This window comes from Rhodoglobus sp., from assembly GCF_053580035.1.
This window is the reverse complement of the sequence record NZ_JBMDVL010000003.1, coordinates 127,048-146,977: the sequence shown is the minus strand read 5'-3', so window position 1 is coordinate 146,977 and position 19,930 is coordinate 127,048. Positions and strand designations below refer to the sequence as shown.

Below are 19,930 nucleotides of genomic sequence, written 5' to 3'. Positions count from 1 at the left end.
CTTTCGGGGTTGAGTCGTCTGCCTAGAGGACCAGTACCGCGGTGAGGCGGGAGAGAGGCTCTGCCAGAGCATTGACCTGATCAGAGAACGCGCGAATCTCAGTCGTCGATAGCTCAGTGTAAAGACGGAAGCCATCGCCGACTCGCTGCTCGTCGAGCAATGTCTGGAGCTGTTCGAACTCAGCGTCGAGAGTCTCAGCAAGTTCGGCATCCTTAACCATGAGGATGTCGCGAACGCCATCGTAAAGAACGCGGGCACCATCAATGTTGGCTTGGAAATCCCACAGGTCGGTGTGCGACCAGAACTCCTCTTCGCCTGTCACCTTGCCACTGGCAACCTCGTCGAGCAGTCCAATGGCACCGTTGGTTTGCTGGTCGAGCGTGAACTCGAGGCCCTGCACGTTGGCGTATAACGTGTTCGTGTCTTCCACGAGCTGCGAGGCAAGCGCTTCACGCTTCGACTGGTCGTATGCTTCGAAACCGGCTTCGGCATCCGCTGGCCAGAGATCTTTCTCGATTGCGTGCCAGCCAGTCCACTCTTGGCCGTCTTCGAGGTCTGCCTCACGGAGGTCCATACGGGGGTCGAGGTCGCCGAAGGACTCAGCGACAGTCTCGACGCGCTCCCAGAACACGCGGGTGGGGGCGTAAAGGGCGCGGGCGGTGTCGTCATCGCCAGCAATGTAAGCGTCAGCAAAATCTTCGGTGCCGACAACAAGGTTTTCGATCTGGTCTTTCACGTAACTCTTGTAGTTGGCGTTCGCCGCCTCAACCTGCTCGGCGATGTCCCCACTGAAGGAAAGGTCAGCGCCTGAATCAGTAACGGTGAATGCTGTCTTGCCGACACCCTCGCCGATCATTCCTGGTTTGCAGATCGTGAAGTAGTCACCGGGCTGAGCAAGCACGACGAGATCGCGGCTGATTCCGGGGCCAATGTTCTCTACCTCACCAACAATGCGTAAGCCGTCATCCGCGAGGAGATAGAACTCGGTGACCTGGTCGCCAGAGTTGGTCACAGAGAATACGAGGTTGCCGCTTGGCGCTTCATTTGCGCTCACGGTGCACTCAGTGGCGCTGCTGTCGACCGTAATGGTGTTGTCTGCGGCAGCGCCGGTGTTGTTGGCAACGCAGCCGGTAAGCGCGAGCGCAGCGACAGTAGCCGCCGCGAGGAATCCGAGGCGGGAGGGGCGGGTGGTCATCAGGCTCCTTGAGTGCTGAGGGATGCTGCGGGAGCGATGGGCTTATCTGAGCGCCCATGCCCGCGAACGGTGCGAATGAAGATTGTCATAACAGTTGCTACATAGCCGATCCACACTGCTGCTTCCAACCAGGTGGTGGCGGGGGAGAAGTTGAGGGTTCCCTTGAGGATCGTGCCGTACCAGCTGCTTGGCGGGATAATGGCACTGACGTCGAAGGCAAGGGCGTTGAGTCCTGGCAGCACGCCAGCTTCCTGCAGATCGTGAACGCCGTAGGCGAGAACGCCAGCGGCGACGACGATGAGAATGGCCCCAGTCCACGTGAAAAAGCGAGTGAGATTGATGCTCACTACGCCGCGGTAGATGAGATAACCGAGCACGATCGAGGCAGCGATGCCCAGAGCGGCGCCGGTGAGGGGCAACGCTGTTGAACCGCTTGCCTGAACTGCGGCCCAAATGAACAATGCCGTCTCAATTCCTTCGCGACCGACTGCCAGAAACGCCACGAGAACGAGGCCCCAGCCAGCGCCGGTGAGGTGCGAGTCGACTTCGTTGCGGAGTTCGCGACCGAGACCGCGTGCGGCGCGCAGCATCCAGAAGATCATCCACGTGACAAAAGCAGTGGCGATGATGGAGAGGATGCCGCCGATAAGTTCTTGAGCTTGGAACGAAAGCCCGTAAGCGCCAAACGTCAGACTCGCGCCGAGTCCGAGAGAAATGACAACGGCTAGCCCAATGCCGAGCCAAATGCGGGGGAGGACGTCTCGTCGATCGATCTTGCGAACGTAGGCAATCAAGATGCCTACTACTAGTGCGGCTTCAAGGCCCTCACGGAGACCAATCAGAAAGTTAGCGAGCACTGGACTCTCTCGTAGAAATGAAATTTGGGCAGGTTGGTAAGCCTAACCTAAGCAACCGTATTCTGCCTACCTGTGCTTATTCTGTTCACTGCAAGCAACCAGTGGAGGTCAGGCCATGAAAGATCGAGCACAGCGGGTGCTGATTATTGCTGCGCGCCCCGAAGATGAGGCCAGAGTCTTCGGTGCCACTATTGCTTCTCTCGTTCAGCGCGGCACAGAACTCATCGTTCTTGCGTGCAGCAGTTCGCCGCAGTTAGACGAAGCCCACGCCGCCGCGCGCCAGATTTTGGGCATCACTTCGCACCACATCTTGCGAGAAGATGGCGGGCAGCAGTTCACCAGACTGTCCCCGCGCGACCTCGCTGCGGATCTGGCCGCAGCCATAACCTCACTGAAGCCGGATGTCGTTGTTAGCTATGCCTCCTATGCCAGCGGCAGTGAGCATGAGTCGGATGCGCGGCTCGTGCGTGAGGCGACGGCGCTCGCAACTGAGCTCGCCGCGGTTCCCTTCTATACGGCATCCTCGGTGCCTGTTGATCGGGGCGTTGCTGTCTCGTCTGCCACTGCTATTGCGTTCAAGCGTCGTGCCATGGAGATTTACAGCACTGAGCCGCCCATCGGTGAGAGCGTTTCGACGCCTTCGGAGTACTTGCGACGTCTTCGTCGCCGGGAATTGGTGATCGGCGAGCGCAATCGTCTCGAACGCGTCATGCTCGCTATCGTTTCGACAGCTGTTGGCGCACTGGTCGGATTAGTGCTTACCGCTGTTCACCAGTCGACTATCACTCTGGCGGGGGTGCGGGTGCCGTGGGGGATCATTGCTGCGATTGCCCTCACGACGGCTCTCGTCTTGGGATTGCGCTTGATCTATGACACGAGAGTTGCGCCGGGTTTTGCTTCGCTTGGAGTGTTGTTGATGTCGGCAATTTTGGCGACAGCTATGCCGGGAGGATCAATGCTGATCCCCGGAAATCTCTCGGGTTATGTGTGGACCTTTGCCCCAGTCTTGATCGTTCTGCTGGTGGTGGGGTGGCCTCGGGTGAATCGTCAGGCTTCGGTGTCGAGCCGCGATAACATTGAGTTGAACTCTCCCGTGAAAGGTGCGGATATCTCTTGACGTACATCATCGCCCAGCCGTGTGTCGATCTGAAGGATCGCGCGTGTGTCGACGAATGCCCCGTCGATTGCATCTATGAGGGCGACCGCATGCTCTACATCCAGCCCGATGAGTGCGTCGATTGCGGTGCGTGTGAGCCCGTGTGTCCCGTTGAGGCCATCTATTACGAAGATGACGTGCCCGATAAGTGGGCAGATTATTACAAGGCCAACGTCGAGTTCTTCGATCTCCTTGATAACAGCTCGCCAGGTGGAGCTGCGAAGGTTGGCGTGATTCACAAGGATCACGCGCTTGTTGCTGCACTTCCTGAGGGTGGCGGATCCTCAGACTGATGGGGCGCACACCGTTAGCGTTGCCCGATTTTCCGTGGGATGCTCTAGTTCCCTACGGCACTATTGCACGCACTCATCCTGACGGTTTCGTAGATCTTTCAGTTGGTTCTCCGGTAGACCCGACCCCGGCGATCATCCGCGAGTCGTTGGCTGCAGCAACGGATGCACACGCCTACCCCACAACGACCGGCACGGTGCAATTGCGCGAAGCAATTGTCGAATGGTTCGCCCGTCGCCGTGGTGTCACCGGGCTGACGGTCAACAATGTTCTGCCAACGGTTGGCTCCAAGGAGCTGGTGGCGCTGTTGCCACTGCTGCTGGGGCTGGGCAAAGGCGACACGGTCGTGCATCCCTCGGTTGCCTATCCGACGTATGCAATTGGCGCCGCGTTGGTCGGCGCGACCGCGTTTGCCTCAGACGATCCTGCAGAGTGGCCCGAAAACACCGCCCTCGTGTGGCTCAATAGCCCGGGTAACCCCGATGGTCGGGTAGCGGATGTCGCCCAGTTGCGGGCCGCGGTTGAGCGCGCCCGTGAGTTAGGGGCGGTGATTGCGTCAGACGAGTGCTACGCCGAGCTCAATTGGAAGGGTCACGACCCCACACCATCGATCCTTGACCCCGAGGTAATCGGCGACGATCGTTCGTCAGTGCTCGCCGTCTATTCGCTGAGCAAGCAGTCGAACCTCGCTGGCTATCGTGCCGCTTTTGTCGCCGGATGCTCGGCTCTCATTTCTGAAGTGCTTGCGGTGCGCAAGCACGCTGGGCTCATCGTGCCAGGGCCTGTTCAAGAGGCCATGGTTACTGCGCTGCGTGATGAAGCTCATGTCGCAGATCAACGCGAGCTGTATCGTGCGCGGCGAGCGAAGTTGCTGCCGGCGCTTGAGCGTGCCGGATTCCAGATTGATGACAGTGACGCCGGGCTCTACCTGTGGGCGACAAAGAATGAAGATTCGTGGCAGACAGTCGGAGATCTTGCTCAGTCAGGCATCCTTGTTGTTCCGGGATCGTTCTATGGCGAGTCCCCGGCACGGCATGTGCGGATTGCGCTGACGGCAAGCGATGACACGATTGCAGATGCGGTCGCGCGGCTCGAATTGCTGTCTTAAGTGCACTAAATCGCCAAGGCCTTGTCTTTGACCTCTAAAGCATGAGCGGTTTGCTTGGCTGGTGTGACACTGGCCATTCAAGCCCGATAGGCTGTAGCGGTGAATGAAGCCCCTCAAGACCCAGAGAAGGCCATCCTCCATTTTCCGGGTGGCGCTGCCGAATTCCCGATAATTCGTGGAGTCGATGGTCACAACAGCATCGATATCTCGACCTTCATGAAGCAGACCGGCTATACGGCGCTTGATCAAGGTTTCGTTAACACGGCATCGACTCGTAGTGAGATCACCTACATCGATGGCGATCGTGGCATCCTGCGTTATCGCGGTTATGCGATCGAAGATGTTGCCGCGAACTCCACGTACCTCGAAGTCGCGTGGCTGCTCATTTATGGTGAGCTTCCTTCTGCGTCACAGCTCGAGGAATTTGACGAAAAGATTCGTCGTCACACTCTCTTGCATGAGGACCTCCGTCGCTTCTTTGATGCACTGCCGCACAGCGCGCACCCCATGTCTGTGCTCTCAAGCGCAGTGTCAGCCTTGTCGACCTACTACGAAGACTCGCATGACGTGCGCGACCCCGAACAGGTCGAGCTTTCGACCATCCGTTTGCTCGCGAAGCTGCCCGTCATCGCCGCCTACGCTCACAAGAAGTCTCTTGGTCAGGCGCTGCTCTACCCCGACAACTCTTTGAGCTTCGTCGACAACTTCTTGAAGCTCAACTTCGGCAACATGGCCGAGGACTACACGGTCAACCCCGTGCTGAGCAAGGCGCTCGACCGCCTTCTTATCTTGCACGAAGACCACGAGCAGAACGCATCCACCTCAACGGTGCGGCTCGTCGGTTCGACAGAAGCCAACATCTTTGCGTCGATTTCTGCAGGCATCAATGCCCTCTACGGCCCGCTTCACGGCGGCGCAAACGAGGCCGTGCTCAAGATGCTTGGCGAGATCCAGCAGTCTGGCGAAGGCGTTCAGAAGTTCGTGGAACGCGTCAAGCGCAAAGAAGAAGGTGTGCGGTTGATGGGCTTCGGCCACCGCGTCTACAAGAGCTTTGACCCGCGTGCGCGTCTCGTGAAAGAGAGTGCGGATGAGGTGCTCGCCGATCTTGGCGTCAGCGACCCCCTGCTCGACATCGCGCGCGAACTCGAAGAGGTTGCTCTCGCGGACGACTACTTCATCTCGCGCAAGCTTTACCCCAACGTCGACTTCTACACGGGAGTCATCTACAAGGCGATGGGCTTCCCTCCACGCATGTTCACCGTGCTGTTCGCGATTGGCCGCCTTCCTGGCTGGATCGCCAACTGGCGCGAAATGAATGAAGACCCGAACACGAAAATCGGTCGCCCGCAGCAGTTGTACACGGGCCCTGAAACCCGGGCGTGGCCCCAGCGCTAGTCGCACACACCGCTTAATCACGAACGGCCGGCTTCCCTGGGGAAGCCGGCCGTTTCGCGACTGCTGGGTTAGGGCTTCACGCTAGGCGTGCAGTGCCGTATTAAGCACGACACCGCTGCCGCTGCGAGGGAGAACTTCAACGCCGCCCGTGAGCGAATTGCGGCGGAAGAGGAGGCCGTTCACGCCACTCAGCTCGACAGCCTTGACGCGGCGCGGCGTCGCCGAACCATCAATGATGGTGACCTTGGTGCCTGCCGTGACATAGAGCCCTGCTTCGACGACGGTGTCGTCGCCGATCGCGATTCCGATTCCCGAATTGGCGCCGAGTAGTGCGCGTTCGCCGATGGAGACACGCTCGGTGCCCCCACCGCTGAGAGTTCCCATAATGGATGCTCCGCCGCCGATATCGGCACCGTCACCGACGACAACGCCCTGAGAGATGCGGCCCTCGACCATCGAGCTACCGAGCGTTCCGGCGTTGAAGTTAACGAATCCCTCGTGCATGACGGTGGTGCCGGGGGAGAGGTAGGCGCCGAGGCGCACTCGCGAGGCGTCCGCAATACGAACGCGCTCGGGTACGACGTAGTCGAGCAGGCGCGGGAACTTGTCGATCCCAGTGATTGCAATGCCAGCGCGCTGCAGGGAGTCGCGCAATTCCGCGTAATCGTTGGGATGAACGGCTCCGGCGTTCGTCCAGACAACGATCGGCAGTGCGCCGAAGAGTCCGTCGAGGTTGATGCTGTTTGGCTCGACGAGCAGGTGACTGAGTAGGTGAAGTCGCAGGTAGGCGTCTGCCGTGTTCTGCGGTGCCGCATCCAAATCGATCTCGATCGTCACGAATTCGGTGGTAACGCGGCGGCGATCGTCTGCCCCTAAGTGCTGTTCGAGATTGGCGGGGGCGTAGTGCGGGTCGGTGCCCTCTGGGATGGATCCCAAGTGCGGAGCGGGGAACCACACATCGAGTGTTGTTCCGTCGCCGGCGATTGTTGCGAGTCCGTATCCCCATGCTGTGCGCGAAGTCATGCCTCAAGGTTACTTACACTGGGTGCATGCCTGTGACCGACCCCACCGTTCCCGTGCTCGATTTGGGTGCCTCGAGCCCCGAACTGACCCGCCAAATTTGCGATATTGAGTCGGTCTCCGGCAATGAAGAGCGCATCGCGGACGCCGTGGAGACTGCGCTTCGGGCGTTCAGCCACCTTGAGGTGATTCGGGATGTGGACGCCGTCGTTGCTCGAACGAACGGCGGTAAGGCCCAGCGTGTAGTGATCGCTGGCCATCTCGACACTGTTCCAGTGAACGCAAACCTGCCAACTACCGTTGAGACGATTGATGGCGAGGAACATCTGGTTGGCCGCGGCACGGTCGACATGAAGGGTGGCGTTGCGATTGCCCTCAAGTTGGCTGCAGAACTCACTGACCCCGCCGTTGACGTTACATGGATTTTCTATGACCACGAGGAGGTTGCCGCTGAGCTCAACGGGCTCGGTCGTATCGCCCGCAATCGTCCGGATTTGATGGCCGGCGACTTCGCCATTATCGGTGAACCTTCGAACGCCACGGTGGAAGGTGGCTGCAATGGAACCGCACGCATCGACATCGCGTTGACTGGCCTTCGCGCACACTCAGCGCGCGCGTGGATGGGCGAGAACGCAATCCACGCAGCAGCGCCCATTCTGGCGATCTTGGCGGCCTACGAGCCAGAGCAGCACGAAGTTGATGGGCTGGTTTACCGCGAGGGCCTCAACGCCGTCGGCATCACTGGTGGCGTTGCTGGCAATGTGATTCCGGATGCCGCGACAGTCACCGTCAATTTCCGGTTCGCGCCCGACCGCAGCATCGATCAGGCAATCGAGCACTTGCGCCACGTCTTTGCTGGCTTCGATTTCGTTGTCACTGACCTTGCTGGTGGTGCTCGCCCTGGACTCGATGCTCCGCTCGCGCGAAACTTTCTCGCCGCCGTTGGTGGAACGCCGGCACCGAAATATGGCTGGACCGATGTAGCGCGCTTCGCTGAACTCGGCGTGCCAGCCGTGAACTACGGACCGGGAAACCCTCTGCGTGCTCACGCTGACGATGAGCGCGTGGCGACGCGGGAGATTGTGGCCTGCGAGCAAGGGTTGAGAGCGTGGCTGACGGCTCGCTAGCCTCCGTGGTGCGCCGCGCGACGACTGCGGTACTCGCTCCTGAGCGATGGTGGATTGCGGTCATCGCAATTTTTGTTGCCTCGCGAATGGTGACGACGTCGCTGCTGTTGGCGTACGCATCCGTACAGGGCGCCAACGCGTGGACGGGGCCCAAGCCAGACTATTTTTCGTTCGCGAAGATCTGGGACGGGCACTGGTATTACATCATTGCGCTCACGGGCTATCCGACGGAGCTGCCGATGAATGAAGCCGGGCACGTCGCTGAGAATGCGTGGGCGTTCATGCCCGGTTATCCCGCCGTAGTGCGTTTTGTCATGATGGTGACGACCCTCGACTTCGCCTACGCCGGGGTGATTGTCTCGGTTGGCTTCGCGCTCGGTTCTTCATTGTTGTTTTACCGGCTGATGAGCCGCGTGCTTCCCTCGAATTCGGCGCTGTTCGCTGTGGCAGTTTTTTGTTTCGCTCCGCTGTCGCCCATTCTGCAAGTGTCATACGCCGAGTCGATGTCACTGTTTTTGCTCATGCTTGCGCTGTACTGGCTCATGAAACGCCAGTACTGGATGCTGCTGCCGGTCATTGCCGTCATGTCGCTGACGAGACCAAGCGGGCTTGCGTTCGCGCTCGCCCTTGGGCTGCATGTTGTTTATCGGTGGTGGGTTCGCGACCGCGATGGTTTCCCGCGGAACGAGGCAATTGCTGCGATCTCGGCAACCGTGTTCAGCGTGGTGATGGGGTTTGCGTGGTTGCTCATTGCGGCTGCGATGACCGGGTCCATAACCGCCTACACCGATACTGAATTGGCGTGGCGCGCTCCCTATATCGGTCAGGTCGAACTTGTGCCGTTTACCGCCTGGTTCCAGGCCGCTGGCTTCTGGCAGCTGTGGTGGAACATCCCGCAGTGGCTACTTTCGGCACTGTTGGTTGCGGCTGTTGTCGGTTTCTTCGGGCTCTTGCTTACTCGGCCGGCACGCCGCTTAGGCGTTGATCTACGTTTGTGGCTGGCGAGCTATGCGCTCTATCTCTTGGCGGTGTTCTTTCCCCAATCGAGCACGTTCCGTCTGCTGATGCCGATGTTCCCGTTGGCGGGAGTGCTCGCGCAGCCACGGTCACCCACCTACCGAATCCTCTTGTTACTCGCCTGTATTGCTGGCCAGTGGGCGTGGATCCATATCGCGTGGTGGGTCGACAACTACGACTGGACTCCACCATAAAGTGACGAGTTCTCCAGAGATGAGCCGACAGAGTTTCAGTATCGGCGATCTATGCGGGATAATAGAACTAAGTACCGATGAAAGGGGACTAGCTATGGCAGCCATGAAGCCGAGGACCGGTGACGGGCCGATGGAGGCTGTCAAAGAGGGTCGACTCATTATTGTTCGAGTACCTCTCGAAGGCGGCGGTCGTCTCGTTGTTTCTGTGAACGATGACGAAGCTAAAGAACTGCACGACGCACTTGCGGGTGTTGTAGCTTCCGTCTAGGTAGCTCCACTCAGTGCCAGTGATTGTGCGGAATCTTCCGCAATCTTTCCCGAGCATTTAGTTTCAACGAAAGCGCCAGCCGGGTTCCGGTTGGCGCTTTCGTGGTTCTACGGGCGTGCAGTCGCTGATTGCTGAGGTGCGCTCGTTGCCGCCTGCTGCTGAGCGATCCAGGCCGCCAGGTGCACCGCGGTCGCTCCGGTGCCCTGCGCAATGTCGTTTGGCGTACCCTCCGCCACAATCTGGCCGCCTGCATCGCCACCGCGGGGCCCCAAATCGATGACCCAGTCACTTGCTGTGATGGCGGCTTGATCGTGTTCTACGAGCACCACAGTGTTTCCGGCGTCTACAAGACGCTGCAATTGTTCGAGCAGTAGCCGCACATCCGCGGGGTGGAGGCCAGAGGTTGGCTCGTCGAGCAAGAAAAGCGCGTGTCCGCGATGAGCGCGCTGCAGTTCGGTCGCCAACTTGATGCGTTGCGCCTCGCCACCGCTGAGCTCCGTGGCTGGCTGTCCGAGTCGAAGATAGCCAAGCCCGACATCCCGAAGCGTCTCGAGACTGCGGGAGGCCGATGGCACGTCGGCGAAGAATTCTGCTGCTGTGTCGACGGTCATCTTCAACACTGACGCAATCGACTCTCCGTGATATTCGACCTCAAGCGTTTCCGCGTTGTAGCGCGCACCGTGGCAGGTTTGGCACGGCGCGTAAGTACCGGGCAGAAAGAGCAACTCGACCGAGACGAATCCTTCGCCCTGGCAGGTCTCGCAGCGGCCGCCAACAACGTTAAACGAGAAACGGCTTGCGCTAAATCCGCGTGCTTTCGCCGCATCCGTTGCTGCGAAGAGTTTGCGCACGACATCGAACATTCCGGTGTAGGTGGCGAGATTCGATCGCGGTGTTCGCCCGATGGGGCGCTGGTCAACAAGCACGAGGCGACTGAACGCTTCGACGCCAGTGGCGGCATCCACTTCCACCTGCAGCTGTGCGTCGTCTGCATCATCCGGTGCCGTACCGAGATAGTTGCGCACGACGCTCGCGAGCACCTGAGTGACGAGAGTCGACTTGCCTGACCCTGAAACGCCGGTCACCGTGGTCATGACGCCGAGCGGAATGTCCACCGAGACATCCCGAAGGTTGTGGAGCGAGGCGCCCCGCAGGCGCAACCACGAATGAGCCTCACGGATTGTATGAGCGGGAGCTTCGGCCCGCGGAAAGAGATAGTGGCCCGTTATGGACTCGTCAACGTCCTGCAGCCCAGCGACGGGCCCCGAGTACACGAGTTCTCCGCCGCCTTCGCCCGCTCGGGGACCGATGTCGATCACCCAATCGGCGCGACGGATGACGTCGAGATCGTGTTCGACTACGAAGAGCGAGTTGCCGGATGCCTTCAACCGGTCGAGTACATCGAGTAGCGGTTGCGCATCGGCAGGGTGCAATCCCGCGGAGGGTTCATCGAGAACGTAGATTACGCCGAAGAGGCCGGAACGCAGTTGGGTCGCAATGCGTAGTCGTTGAGATTCACCGGGGGAGAGCGTGGTGGAATTTCGTCCGAGACTGAGATAGCCGAGGCCTAGATCCAGCAGGACCTCAACGCGGGCAATGATGTCGTTACCAATACGAGCGGCTACCTCGTTGGGGTCGTGCGGTGCGGTCGAGTCAGTCGCCTGTGGCGCACCGGATGCTTCGATTCCCTGACGCAACTGAACGGCGAGGTCGGCCAACGGCACGGCATTCATCTCGGCGATGCTGAGGCCAGCGAACGTGACTGCCCGCGCGTTTGGCTGGAGCCCACTACCGGCGCAGTCGGGGCAGCCCATGCTCTGCACGAAGCGCAACGCGCGGTCGCGCATCCGCTGGCTCTGTGACTGTGCCAGCACGTTCATGATGTGCTTGCGTGCACTCCAGAATTTGCCGTAGTAGCCGAAGTCAACCCGGTCTCGCTCGGGCTTCACCAGCACGGATGGTTGTTCTTCTGTGTACAGCAACCAGTCCCGATCTGCGCGAGTCAGTGACCGCCACGGCTTCTCGATATCGATTCCGAGACCGGTAACGATGCTGCGCAGGTTCGCGCCCTGCCACGCCCCTGGCCACGCCGCAATGGCACCATTGCGGATGCTGAGGGACGTATCGGGAACGAGAAGCTCTTCCGTGACGTCATGCACAACGCCGAGACCGTGGCAGCGAGGGCACGCGCCGGCGACAGTGTTTGGGGAGAATGCTTCGGCCGAAAGATGGTCGATGCCCGCGGGATAGTTGCCAGCGCGGGAATACAACATGCGCAGCAAATTCGACAGAGTCGTGATGGTGCCAACGCTTGATCGTGAACTTGGGGCACCGCGGCGTTGCTGGAGTGCCACAGCCGGTGGTAATCCCGAAATCTCACCCACGTCGGGAGCGCCCACTTGATTGAGTAAGCGGCGAGCATAAGGCGCTACCGATTCAAAGTAGCGTCTTTGGGCTTCCGCGTAGAGAGTGCCAAAGGCGAGCGAAGACTTTCCTGAGCCAGAGACTCCGGTGAAAACCACTAATGAGTCTCGAGGGATGTCGACGTCGATGTTGCGGAGATTGTGCTCACGAGCACCCCGCACCTGTACCCAGCCATCCACATCGTTCAGTGTCATTGTCTCAACACTACGTACCCGGGCTGAGAGTGAGCTAACCGCGGTATAGGGCTAACGGCACAGCGCCGCGTGCCGACTTCGAAGCGAGGTAGTGCGTTGTTAGTCGCTCAGCTTGGTGAGCTGCAGCAGACCGTCACCGACGGGAATGAGTGAACTGATTACCGCCTCAGACTGAGAGATCTCTTTAAGCAGCGACCGGAAGTTCGACACGTTGGCATCACGTTGAGCAGGGTCAGCGACCCGGTCACGCCACAGAGCATGAGCGACAGCAACGACGCCGCCCGGTCTGACGAGTCGAAGTCCGTGTTCGACATACTCGATGACTGATTGAGGGTCCGCATCGATGAAGACGAGGTCATAACTTGACTCGTTCATGCGCGGCAGTACTTCAGAGGCCTTTCCGCCAATCTGGCGAACCCGATTCGCGGGAATATTGGCCTCCGCGAAGACGGCGCGCGCTACCTGCTGGTGATCAAGTTCAGAGTCGATGGTTGTGAGTAGCGCTGTTGGGCTACCGGCGAGCATCCACAGTCCACTGATGCCAACGCCGGTGCCAACTTCGATGATGCTCTTGGCGCTGGTTGCGGCAGCGAGTATCGCTAATTGCGCTCCCACTGCTGGCGAAACAGCTTCAATGCCGAGTTCACTGGAATGTACGCGCGCCGCAGCGATCTCTGGGCGTTCGACAACGAACTCCTCGGCGTACTTCCAGCTCAACTGCTTGTCTGACACATTGCTCCTATCGCTGCCTCAACTGTAGACGCAGCGAGCGTTGCCGCCGGTAAGCTAAACGGGTGTCCTTCGGTCTCAGTTTCGACAAGCTGCTCATCATTGGGCTTATCGCTGTCTTTTTGCTTGGGCCAGAACGCTTGCCGTACTACGCGTCTCAGCTTGCTCGCCTCGTCCGCTCGCTGCGAGACATGGCCAATGGTGCGAAAGATCGCATGCGCGAAGAGATGGGCCCCGACTTCGACGAGATCGACTGGAAGCAACTTGATCCGCGCCAGTATGACCCGCGCCGCATCATCCGTGACGCGCTTCTCGACGATGACACTCCGCCGGTGACGGTGCGGCCCCCGCGGTCAGCGGCCTATGCAGAACGTCAGGCTGCTCTCGCCAAGAGCAAGAGCGAACTCCCTTCCGGGGAGAAAGCGCCGTTCGACAACGAAGCCACCTAGCGTCGTCGCAAGAGCTTCAGCGCGCTCAGCAGCGTGATCATGATGCCAGCCAGCGCCGCGAATTCTGCGCCAGTACGCGGCAATTGCAGAATCCCGTTCGATTGCGAAACTGTGCGCGATTGCACGAACCGCAAGATGCCTTCTGGCCCATTGCGGCGACCAAGCCCTGAGCTCTTCATGCCACCCATGGGTGCATCAACGCTAGAAAAGCTGCCTCGATAGCCTTCGTTGATATTCACGCTTCCCGCATCGAGGCGGTCAGCTAGCCGTCTGGCATGGGTGACCGAGCCACTGAAGATAGCGGCGTTCAGGCCAAATTCGGAATCGTTGGCTCGGTCAATAGCTTCCGTATCGCTCGCAACCGCGGCGATTGCTACGACGGGCCCGAACGTTTCGTTTGCGTAGCATTCCATCTCCGGAGTGACGTTGCCGAGCACCGTTGGAGCGAAAAAGTATGGTCCGATCTCGGGTCGCGCATACCCTCCCGCATGCACGACGGCGCCCTTTGCTAACGCATCGTCAACGTGTTTCTGAACGCGCTCAAGCTGGGCTGCCGAGGTGAGGGATCCGACGTCACCGCTGTAGTCGAGTGCCGCAGTCTGGTTGAGGTACGTCACTCGGGTAGCAAGCTCGCGGGTGAACTCTTCGGCGATCGACTCGTGCACATAGATGCGTTCGATGGAGACACACAGTTGGCCCATCGAGGCGAAGCACGCATAGACCGCGTCCGCTGCTGCTGTAGCTGGATCGGCATCCGCGAGCACGAGTAGGGGGTTCTTGCCACCGAGTTCGAGCGAAGCCCCGATGAGTCGGCCTGCAGCTCTCGCGCCGACGCTCGTTCCCGTCGGTGTTGACCCGGTGAAGCATACGTAATCACACGCGTCGACTACCGCGTTGCCCACTTCGTTGCCGGGGCCAGCGGCTATGGGCCACAATTCCGCTGGCACTCCCGCGTCGATGTAGGCCTCCCGAGTAGCAAGCATCGCGAGGGCGCCCTGGTTGTCGATCTTCTGGATGACGGCGCTTCCGGCGGCGAGCGCGGGAACAACATCCATAGCCCCGAGAGCGATCGGGTAATTCCACGGCGTGATGATGCCGACGAGTTGCTTGGGGCGGTAACTAACTCGAGTGCTCAGCACCAACGGGATGCTTGATCTCCGGCGTGTGCTGGCGAGCACACGTTTCGCTGACACCGCGTAGTAGCGAGTGACGGATGCGGCCTGAAAGATTTCCTCGAAGGCTTGGCCACGAGTCTTGCCAGTCTCAGTTTGTAGCAGATCAAGCAACTCTTCGCGTCGCTCAAGGAGGAGGTCGTGGGCGCGCAAAAGCACACGGCGACGGTGGGCAAAACCGGCGGCGTGCCACGCCAGCTGGGCCACCCGAGCGGATGCTGCGGCATCCCGAACATCATCGACGGAACTCTGTGGCAACTCGTGTAGCCGCTGCCCGGTAAACGGCGCGATTACGGTGGCGGTGTGTGCGGTTGTGCAACTCAACTGAGCAACGAGGGCATCGCGACGGCGAACCCCAAGCAGCGCGGCAACGGTGTGTGGCGACATGCCTCAACACTACGACCGAGTAGCCCAATTTCGCCTGTGCAAAGCGCTAGGCTGACGAAGATGACGACCGCTGCGCCGCGAGCTCTTACCCGAAGCACAATCGCTACCTACGCCATTGGTTCCCTCGGTACAGGGGGTTTCGCCGCCCTGCCTGGACTTGTGCTGGTGTACTACCTGACCGACACCCTCGGAATTGCTGCGATCGCCGCCGGAATTTTGGTGACGGTTGCCAAGGTGTGGGACGTACTTATCGATCCGGTGATCGGAGCTAGAAGCGACCGCAGTCTTGCCCATCGGGGCACCCGGCGCAGAGTCATGCTGGCGGGCGCGATTCTTCTTCCGATACTTTTCGTTCTGACATTTTCGGTTCCCGCAGGGATTGGACCTCTGGCCTCTGGCTTGTGGGTTCTTGTCGCGTTCATCGCTGCTGCAACAGCGTTCAGCATGTTTCAGGTGCCGTACATTGCTTTGCCTGCGGAACTAACGAGCAGCTATGACGGACGAACTCGGCTGCTGGCGACCCGTGTTGTTGTGCTGACGATTGCGATTCTGCTCTTCGGCGCCGGTGCACCAGAAATCCGGGATGCATTTGCGGATGAACGGCTCGGCTATCTCATCATGGCTGTGTCTGCGGCCGCGCTCATGGGAATCTCGCTCATCATCTCGTCGTTCTCCGCCCCCACCGGACTCACCGCCGTTGCGCCGACGGTGTCGATCGCTGACACCTATCGCGCGGGCGTTGCCGCCCTCAAACGCAGTCAACCGTTCCGCGCGCTGCTGCTGACCTTCCTGCTGCAAGGGCTCGCAACCGGCGTCATGCTGGCCGGCGCGCAGTATGTGGCAACGTGGGTGCTCGGCACCGGGGTTGCGATTCTCTTCGTCTCGCTCATCGGCCCAGCACTGCTCCTAGCCCCCGTGTGGGCTGCTATCTCTCGCCGCATCGGCAAAGAGCGCGCCTTTGTGTGGGCATCAGCCTGCTACGGAATTGGTGCCCTGCTCATCGTGCCGCAACTGTGGTGGCCAGGCGCCTGGATCTACGCCCCCGTCGCGCTCGCCGGCGCCGGCTACGCCGGAATGCAGGCACTGCCCATGTCAATGCTGCCCGACGTGATCTCCCACGACTCTCGACGCCACAAGATCGCCTCGGCAGGCACCTTCGGGGGAGTCTGGACCGCTGGCGAAACCACCGGCATGGCGCTCGGCGCAACGGTTCTCACGATTGTGCTCGCGGCATCCGGCTACCTCGAATCGGTCGCGAACCAAACCGTGGTTCAACCTGCCTCGGCGATCGCCGGCATCATCATCAGCTTCAGCGTTGTGCCCGCGGTGATCATCGGACTTTCTGTGCTGACCTTCCGGCGTTACCCATTGCGCCGTCACGACATCGATCAGGCCGACACCGAAACTGGTGCGACCGCTAGCGCCAATCGCGATCAGGAGAACCAGTGAATTTCGACCACGAACCCGCCGACATACTGAATCGTCTCAAAGAACTGCGAAGCGCGGATGCTCCCACTCACGGTGGGCGAGTGCTCTCCTATGTCTACGACTCAGGATTAGCCGAGCTCGACGAGCTTGCCGCGAGCGCGATTCGCGCTGTGCAGCCGGTAAACGGTCTCGACCCGACAACATTCACTTCTGTCGCGGTAATGGAACGTGAAGTTCTGGGGTTTGCTCGTGACTTGCTTGGCGGTGATGAGGATGTCGTTGGCACGGTAACAACGGGAGGTACGGAAAGTTGTCTTCTGGCGGTCAAGACCGCGCGCGACGTGTGGCGCGGTGCTGGGGATTCGGCGCGAACGGGTACGCCACGCTTGCTGGCGCCCGTGACGGTTCATGCGGCGTTCCAGAAGGCAGCTCATTACTTTGGGCTCGAACTGGATCTCGTGCCCGTCGGCCTTGACGGTGTGGTTGCCGCCCAAGATTTGATTGACCGATTCGGTGACGATGTCGCGATCGTTGTCGTGTCGGCACCGAGCTATGCCCACGCAGCGATGGATCCGGTGGTTGAGGTTGCTGCTGCGGCGGCCGAGCACGGTATCGCGTGTCACGTCGATGCGTGCATCGGAGGCTGGGTGCTCCCATTCTGGGAGGGCGTTGAGCCGTGGAACTTTACCGTGCCCGGTGTCACCAGTATCAGCGCAGATCTTCACAAGTTCGGATACGCCCCCAAGGGAGCGTCTGTGCTGTTGCAGCGCGGGCGAGACCGCCAGCGCGCCCAGTACTTCGCGACGACCCGGTGGCCGGGATACCCCATCGTGAACCCCACAATTTTGGGATCGAAATCTGCCGGTCCGTTAGCCGCGGCGTGGGCGATCATCCAGGCGCTGGGAACGAGCGGTCTCGCTGAACTCTCGGAGTCGTGTGCGCGCTCAACCCGAGCACTGCGCGACGTTGTCGACGGGATTGATGGACTGCGTGTTATTGGCGACCCGGTTGGTCCGTTGCTCGCTGTGGCATCCGATGAGAGTGTTGCTGCCGATCGCCGTGTTGACGCGCACCACTGGGCCGATCAAGTGAGAATGCATGGTTTCTTGCTTCAACTGCAACCGTCGCTTGTACAAAGCGATGGCAGCACGCTGCCAGCGACAACGCACCTCACGATCACACCGGTGACGGAAAGCGTGCTCGACGAGTTAAGCGCCGCACTACGCACGGCGGCTGACGAGGTTCGAGGGATTCCCGCGGTGTCTGCCGAGATGGCGCTCGCGGCGTTACCCGCTGAGGTACGCGCCGCGTTGGCGGCTCCGGATGCCCCTGTGCTCACGTCAGAGGCCGCGGCGCAGCTGCTTGCGACGATCGGACTCGCAGGGGCACAAGATGGACTCCCGGAGCGCATGGCGCCCCTGTTGGCGCTGATCGGCGCTTTGCCTGCACCTCTCACTGAGCGGTTGCTCACTGAATTGTTGGCGCGACTGGTGGAGCCAACCAGCTGAGCTCTGGACTGGCTCTAGCCAGATTGCGCGTTGCCGACATCGGGCTCGACGGTGTGCTCGCGTTCGAAGCGTGTCGCCTCATCCACGAGAGCCTTGACGACCGCACGCACTGAGGGACGTTCGGCGCGGTCAGGTCGCAGCAATGCAGAAATGAGGCGCGACGACGGGACTCCCTTGAGGGGTCTAGTGATGAGGCCATTTTCGCGGTCTCGGGTGGTGAAGCGCGGCAAGATCGCAATCCCGTGCCCTGCCGCGACGACGGCTTCGACGATGCTGTTATCTGTCAGACGTTGGGCAACTTTTGCCGGAGCACCGTTTGCCGCCTCGATGCGGCGAAGGATTCGATCGAATGGAAGCCCAGAGGGCACGCCGATCCAGGTTTCATCGATCAGGTCCGCTGGTGTGAGCGCGGCCTTCCGACCGAGGGGGTGGTCTTCAGGGAGGGCGACATCCAGAGACTCACGCATCAGAGGAACAACGGCGAGCCCGCGCTCGGTCCACGCTGGGAGCACGTGCGGAGAATCGGACACAACGACGTCGTAGTCAGCGGTGAGGTTCGCGACATCCTCAAGGACCGAGTCTTGGTCATTGCAGTGCAGGGTGAGGCCGGCGAGGCGATTGATCGAATGGAAGAGCCCGGGCAGCAGCATTTCGCCACCGGTCGGGAAGATTGTCATTGTGACTTCGCCTCGAGGTGACTCTCGAAAGTCATTCCAGAGAGCTTCAGCTTTTTCGATCGCGGTAGCCACATCCGTAGCAGTTTGGGCAAGCGCACGCCCGGCCGACGTCAAAACGATGCCTCTACCGACTCGTTCAGTGAGGGGGATGCCGGCCTCCCGTTCCAGAATTTTTAGCTGCTGCGAAACAGCCGACGGCGTGCGCATCGTGGCTTTAGCGACCGCCGTAATGCTGCCGCGGTCAGCGAGCTCACGTAGCAGTTCGAGGCGCCTGATTTCCATGTAGTTACTCTACAAGGTTAGGTAAGAAAGATCATCTTGTTCTAAATGATCAAGCTTGATGGAATATAGACATGAACTTCGAACTGATCATCATTGGGGCACTGTCCGCACTCGGCATCATCGCAACCCTGCGCGCCGTAGCAACCGACGGATACCGTCGCGTGCCCACCCGTCGCTACAACACCATGCCGTAGCCAACCGCCAGCCGGTTTACGCAACACCACAGCAACTCATGCTGTGGTGTTTTTGCGTTAACTGCCAAGTCGTGACGTGGCGTTGGCGGATATAGCAGGCGCTAGGGATCCACGTGCTCGTCGTCGTCCCACACAAGGATGTCTCCAGGCTGACATTCGAGAACGCGGCATATCGCATCTAGGGTGGAAAATCGCACAGCACGAGCTCGCCCGTTTTTGAGTACGGCGACATTCGCTGGAGTGATACCGACCGCTTCCGCGAACTCGCCGACTGACATGCCGCGCTCGACACGCAGGCGGTCGATCAGAATGCGGATCGCCACTAGACGACCTCGTCGAGTTCAGTTCTCATCAGCACAGCTCGTTTTAGCAGGGATTTCAGCACCAGCAAAACGAAAAAGAGTGTCACTCCAACCAGAACGCTGGCGACTACTGCCAATGCCAGTAGCGGTGGGCCCGGTATGAAAGCGAGGGTTGCCCCCGCCGTGATGGTGGCAACTACCACACTCACGATGAGCAGATTTACCAATCGGGCTGCGTCGGGATTGAAGATGTGATCTTGCCGAATGAAGCCAACTAGAACAGCGGTGGAGGCGAGAATCACCTCGACGCAGAATCCGAATGCGAGGCCTAGAGTGAGCAGCGGAATCCGAAGATCCTCGAATTCCGGGTATTCGGTCGCGGCTATGCGCGACAGCGGCATTAGCGCGATGCAACTCGCCGCTACCGCGACCGCGAGCACACCAAGTGCGATCCACGTGGCTATTGCTGCTCCGAGCGAAGGTCGTAGCAAAGAAAGTTCCATAGATCGATAATCGATGGATATCTATTGAAAGTCAATAGAAAATGCTGGAGCAG

20 protein-coding genes are annotated in these 19,930 nt (G+C 60.0%); 11 read left to right on the top strand and 9 right to left on the bottom strand.

Annotated features, from left to right (window positions below):
- Nucleotides 1-22: 22 nt before the first annotated feature.
- Both efeO and efeU read right to left on the bottom strand, forming a co-directional pair.
- Nucleotides 23-1,195, bottom strand: a complete 1,173-nt coding sequence (gene efeO / locus ACOH1Z_RS11560; protein WP_449648641.1) for an iron uptake system protein EfeO — start codon at nucleotides 1,193-1,195, stop codon at nucleotides 23-25.
- The gene (gene efeU / locus ACOH1Z_RS11555) at nucleotides 1,195-2,052 is read right to left on the bottom strand and encodes an iron uptake transporter permease EfeU (RefSeq protein ID WP_449648640.1); all 858 of its coding nucleotides are present in this window, start codon (nucleotides 2,050-2,052) and stop codon (nucleotides 1,195-1,197) included. Before efeU ends, efeO begins: the two co-directional genes overlap by 1 nt.
- Nucleotides 2,053-2,167: 115 nt before the next feature.
- Here efeU and ACOH1Z_RS11550 point away from each other — a divergent pair, with 115 nt between their 5' ends.
- From ACOH1Z_RS11550 to ACOH1Z_RS11535, 4 genes are all read left to right on the top strand, one after another.
- Nucleotides 2,168-3,169, top strand: coding sequence for a PIG-L family deacetylase (locus ACOH1Z_RS11550; RefSeq protein ID WP_449648639.1), 1,002 nt, complete (start codon nucleotides 2,168-2,170; stop codon nucleotides 3,167-3,169).
- Nucleotides 3,166-3,501 (top strand): ferredoxin, encoded by a 336-nt coding sequence (fdxA, locus tag ACOH1Z_RS11545; RefSeq protein WP_449648638.1) that lies wholly within the window; start codon nucleotides 3,166-3,168, stop codon nucleotides 3,499-3,501. The genes ACOH1Z_RS11550 and fdxA overlap by 4 nt, the downstream gene beginning before the upstream one ends.
- Nucleotides 3,501-4,607 (top strand): succinyldiaminopimelate transaminase, encoded by a 1,107-nt coding sequence (dapC, locus tag ACOH1Z_RS11540; protein ID WP_449648637.1) that lies wholly within the window; start codon nucleotides 3,501-3,503, stop codon nucleotides 4,605-4,607. The genes fdxA and dapC overlap by 1 nt, the downstream gene beginning before the upstream one ends.
- Before the next feature lie 99 nt (nucleotides 4,608-4,706).
- A complete protein-coding gene (locus ACOH1Z_RS11535) occupies nucleotides 4,707-6,002 on the top strand; it encodes a citrate synthase (protein WP_449648636.1) in 1,296 nt (431 codons plus the stop codon).
- An 81-nt stretch (nucleotides 6,003-6,083) separates the two neighbouring features.
- On the opposite strand, the gene dapD is transcribed toward ACOH1Z_RS11535, so the two are convergent.
- On the bottom strand, nucleotides 6,084-7,025 hold the full coding sequence (gene dapD, locus ACOH1Z_RS11530; protein WP_449648635.1) for a 2,3,4,5-tetrahydropyridine-2,6-dicarboxylate N-succinyltransferase: 942 nt from the start codon (nucleotides 7,023-7,025) through the stop codon (nucleotides 6,084-6,086).
- A gap of 26 nt (nucleotides 7,026-7,051) precedes the next feature.
- Here dapD and dapE point away from each other — a divergent pair, with 26 nt between their 5' ends.
- The 3 genes from dapE (at nucleotide 7,052) to ACOH1Z_RS11515 (ending at nucleotide 9,628) form a co-directional block, all read left to right on the top strand.
- Complete coding sequence (dapE, locus tag ACOH1Z_RS11525) at nucleotides 7,052-8,149, top strand: succinyl-diaminopimelate desuccinylase (RefSeq protein ID WP_449648634.1); 1,098 nt, start codon at nucleotides 7,052-7,054, stop codon at nucleotides 8,147-8,149.
- A complete protein-coding gene (locus ACOH1Z_RS11520) occupies nucleotides 8,131-9,360 on the top strand; it encodes a hypothetical protein (RefSeq protein WP_449648633.1) in 1,230 nt (409 codons plus the stop codon). Before dapE ends, ACOH1Z_RS11520 begins: the two co-directional genes overlap by 19 nt.
- Before the next feature lie 94 nt (nucleotides 9,361-9,454).
- Nucleotides 9,455-9,628, top strand: coding sequence for a DUF3117 domain-containing protein (locus ACOH1Z_RS11515; RefSeq protein WP_009774258.1), 174 nt, complete (start codon nucleotides 9,455-9,457; stop codon nucleotides 9,626-9,628).
- A gap of 107 nt (nucleotides 9,629-9,735) precedes the next feature.
- Here ACOH1Z_RS11515 and uvrA read toward each other — a convergent pair whose 3' ends face one another.
- Both uvrA and ACOH1Z_RS11505 read right to left on the bottom strand, forming a co-directional pair.
- Complete coding sequence (uvrA, locus tag ACOH1Z_RS11510) at nucleotides 9,736-12,246, bottom strand: excinuclease ABC subunit UvrA (protein WP_449648632.1); 2,511 nt, start codon at nucleotides 12,244-12,246, stop codon at nucleotides 9,736-9,738.
- Nucleotides 12,247-12,345: 99 nt separating this feature from the next.
- Nucleotides 12,346-12,978, bottom strand: a complete 633-nt coding sequence (locus ACOH1Z_RS11505) for an O-methyltransferase (RefSeq protein WP_449648631.1) — start codon at nucleotides 12,976-12,978, stop codon at nucleotides 12,346-12,348.
- A 62-nt stretch (nucleotides 12,979-13,040) separates the two neighbouring features.
- On the opposite strand from ACOH1Z_RS11505, the gene ACOH1Z_RS11500 reads away from it, so the two are divergent.
- A complete protein-coding gene (locus ACOH1Z_RS11500; RefSeq protein WP_449648630.1) occupies nucleotides 13,041-13,424 on the top strand; it encodes a sec-independent translocase in 384 nt (127 codons plus the stop codon).
- Here ACOH1Z_RS11500 and ACOH1Z_RS11495 read toward each other — a convergent pair.
- Nucleotides 13,421-14,983 (bottom strand): succinic semialdehyde dehydrogenase, encoded by a 1,563-nt coding sequence (locus tag ACOH1Z_RS11495; protein ID WP_449648629.1) that lies wholly within the window; start codon nucleotides 14,981-14,983, stop codon nucleotides 13,421-13,423. The genes ACOH1Z_RS11500 and ACOH1Z_RS11495 overlap by 4 nt on opposite strands.
- A gap of 60 nt (nucleotides 14,984-15,043) precedes the next feature.
- Here ACOH1Z_RS11495 and ACOH1Z_RS11490 point away from each other — a divergent pair, with 60 nt between their 5' ends.
- Nucleotides 15,044-16,432 carry an MFS transporter gene (locus ACOH1Z_RS11490; protein WP_449648628.1) on the top strand — a complete coding sequence of 463 codons (1,389 nt, stop codon included), beginning with the start codon at nucleotides 15,044-15,046 and terminating at the stop codon, nucleotides 16,430-16,432.
- Nucleotides 16,429-17,919 carry a pyridoxal phosphate-dependent decarboxylase family protein gene (locus ACOH1Z_RS11485; RefSeq protein WP_449648627.1) on the top strand — a complete coding sequence of 497 codons (1,491 nt, stop codon included), beginning with the start codon at nucleotides 16,429-16,431 and terminating at the stop codon, nucleotides 17,917-17,919. The genes ACOH1Z_RS11490 and ACOH1Z_RS11485 overlap by 4 nt, the downstream gene beginning before the upstream one ends.
- A 14-nt stretch (nucleotides 17,920-17,933) precedes the next feature.
- Here ACOH1Z_RS11485 and ACOH1Z_RS11480 read toward each other — a convergent pair whose 3' ends face one another.
- Nucleotides 17,934-18,878, bottom strand: a complete 945-nt coding sequence (locus ACOH1Z_RS11480; protein ID WP_449648626.1) for a LysR family transcriptional regulator — start codon at nucleotides 18,876-18,878, stop codon at nucleotides 17,934-17,936.
- Between the two features lie 71 nt (nucleotides 18,879-18,949).
- Here ACOH1Z_RS11480 and ACOH1Z_RS11475 point away from each other — a divergent pair, with 71 nt between their 5' ends.
- Nucleotides 18,950-19,072, top strand: a complete 123-nt coding sequence (locus tag ACOH1Z_RS11475) for a hypothetical protein (RefSeq protein WP_449648625.1) — start codon at nucleotides 18,950-18,952, stop codon at nucleotides 19,070-19,072.
- A 101-nt stretch (nucleotides 19,073-19,173) separates the two neighbouring features.
- Here ACOH1Z_RS11475 and ACOH1Z_RS11470 read toward each other — a convergent pair whose 3' ends face one another.
- Nucleotides 19,174-19,395: a helix-turn-helix domain-containing protein gene (locus tag ACOH1Z_RS11470; RefSeq protein WP_449648624.1), complete on the bottom strand. Its 222-nt coding sequence runs from the start codon at nucleotides 19,393-19,395 to the stop codon at nucleotides 19,174-19,176.
- A complete protein-coding gene (locus tag ACOH1Z_RS11465) occupies nucleotides 19,395-19,877 on the bottom strand; it encodes a DUF2975 domain-containing protein (RefSeq protein WP_449648623.1) in 483 nt (160 codons plus the stop codon). The genes ACOH1Z_RS11470 and ACOH1Z_RS11465 overlap by 1 nt, the downstream gene beginning before the upstream one ends.
- Nucleotides 19,878-19,930 lie beyond the last annotated feature (53 nt).

Bases quoted from the DNA above. Each gene is read 5' to 3' on its own strand.
- dapE (WP_449648634.1), top strand. From the start codon at position 7,052: ATGCCTGTGACCGACCCCACCGTTCCCGTGCTCGATTTGGGTGCCTCG.
- ACOH1Z_RS11475 (WP_449648625.1), top strand. From the start codon at position 18,950: ATGAACTTCGAACTGATCATCATTGGGGCACTGTCCGCACTCGGCATC.
- ACOH1Z_RS11495 (WP_449648629.1), bottom strand. From the start codon at position 14,983: ATGTCGCCACACACCGTTGCCGCGCTGCTTGGGGTTCGCCGTCGCGAT.
- efeO (WP_449648641.1), bottom strand. From the start codon at position 1,195: ATGACCACCCGCCCCTCCCGCCTCGGATTCCTCGCGGCGGCTACTGTC.
- uvrA (WP_449648632.1), bottom strand. From the start codon at position 12,246: ATGACACTGAACGATGTGGATGGCTGGGTACAGGTGCGGGGTGCTCGT.
- ACOH1Z_RS11465 (WP_449648623.1), bottom strand. From the start codon at position 19,877: ATGGAACTTTCTTTGCTACGACCTTCGCTCGGAGCAGCAATAGCCACG.
- ACOH1Z_RS11515 (WP_009774258.1), top strand. From the start codon at position 9,455: ATGGCAGCCATGAAGCCGAGGACCGGTGACGGGCCGATGGAGGCTGTC.
- dapC (WP_449648637.1), top strand. From the start codon at position 3,501: ATGGGGCGCACACCGTTAGCGTTGCCCGATTTTCCGTGGGATGCTCTA.
- dapD (WP_449648635.1), bottom strand. From the start codon at position 7,025: ATGACTTCGCGCACAGCATGGGGATACGGACTCGCAACAATCGCCGGC.
- ACOH1Z_RS11480 (WP_449648626.1), bottom strand. From the start codon at position 18,878: ATGGAAATCAGGCGCCTCGAACTGCTACGTGAGCTCGCTGACCGCGGC.
- ACOH1Z_RS11490 (WP_449648628.1), top strand. From the start codon at position 15,044: ATGACGACCGCTGCGCCGCGAGCTCTTACCCGAAGCACAATCGCTACC.
- ACOH1Z_RS11550 (WP_449648639.1), top strand. From the start codon at position 2,168: ATGAAAGATCGAGCACAGCGGGTGCTGATTATTGCTGCGCGCCCCGAA.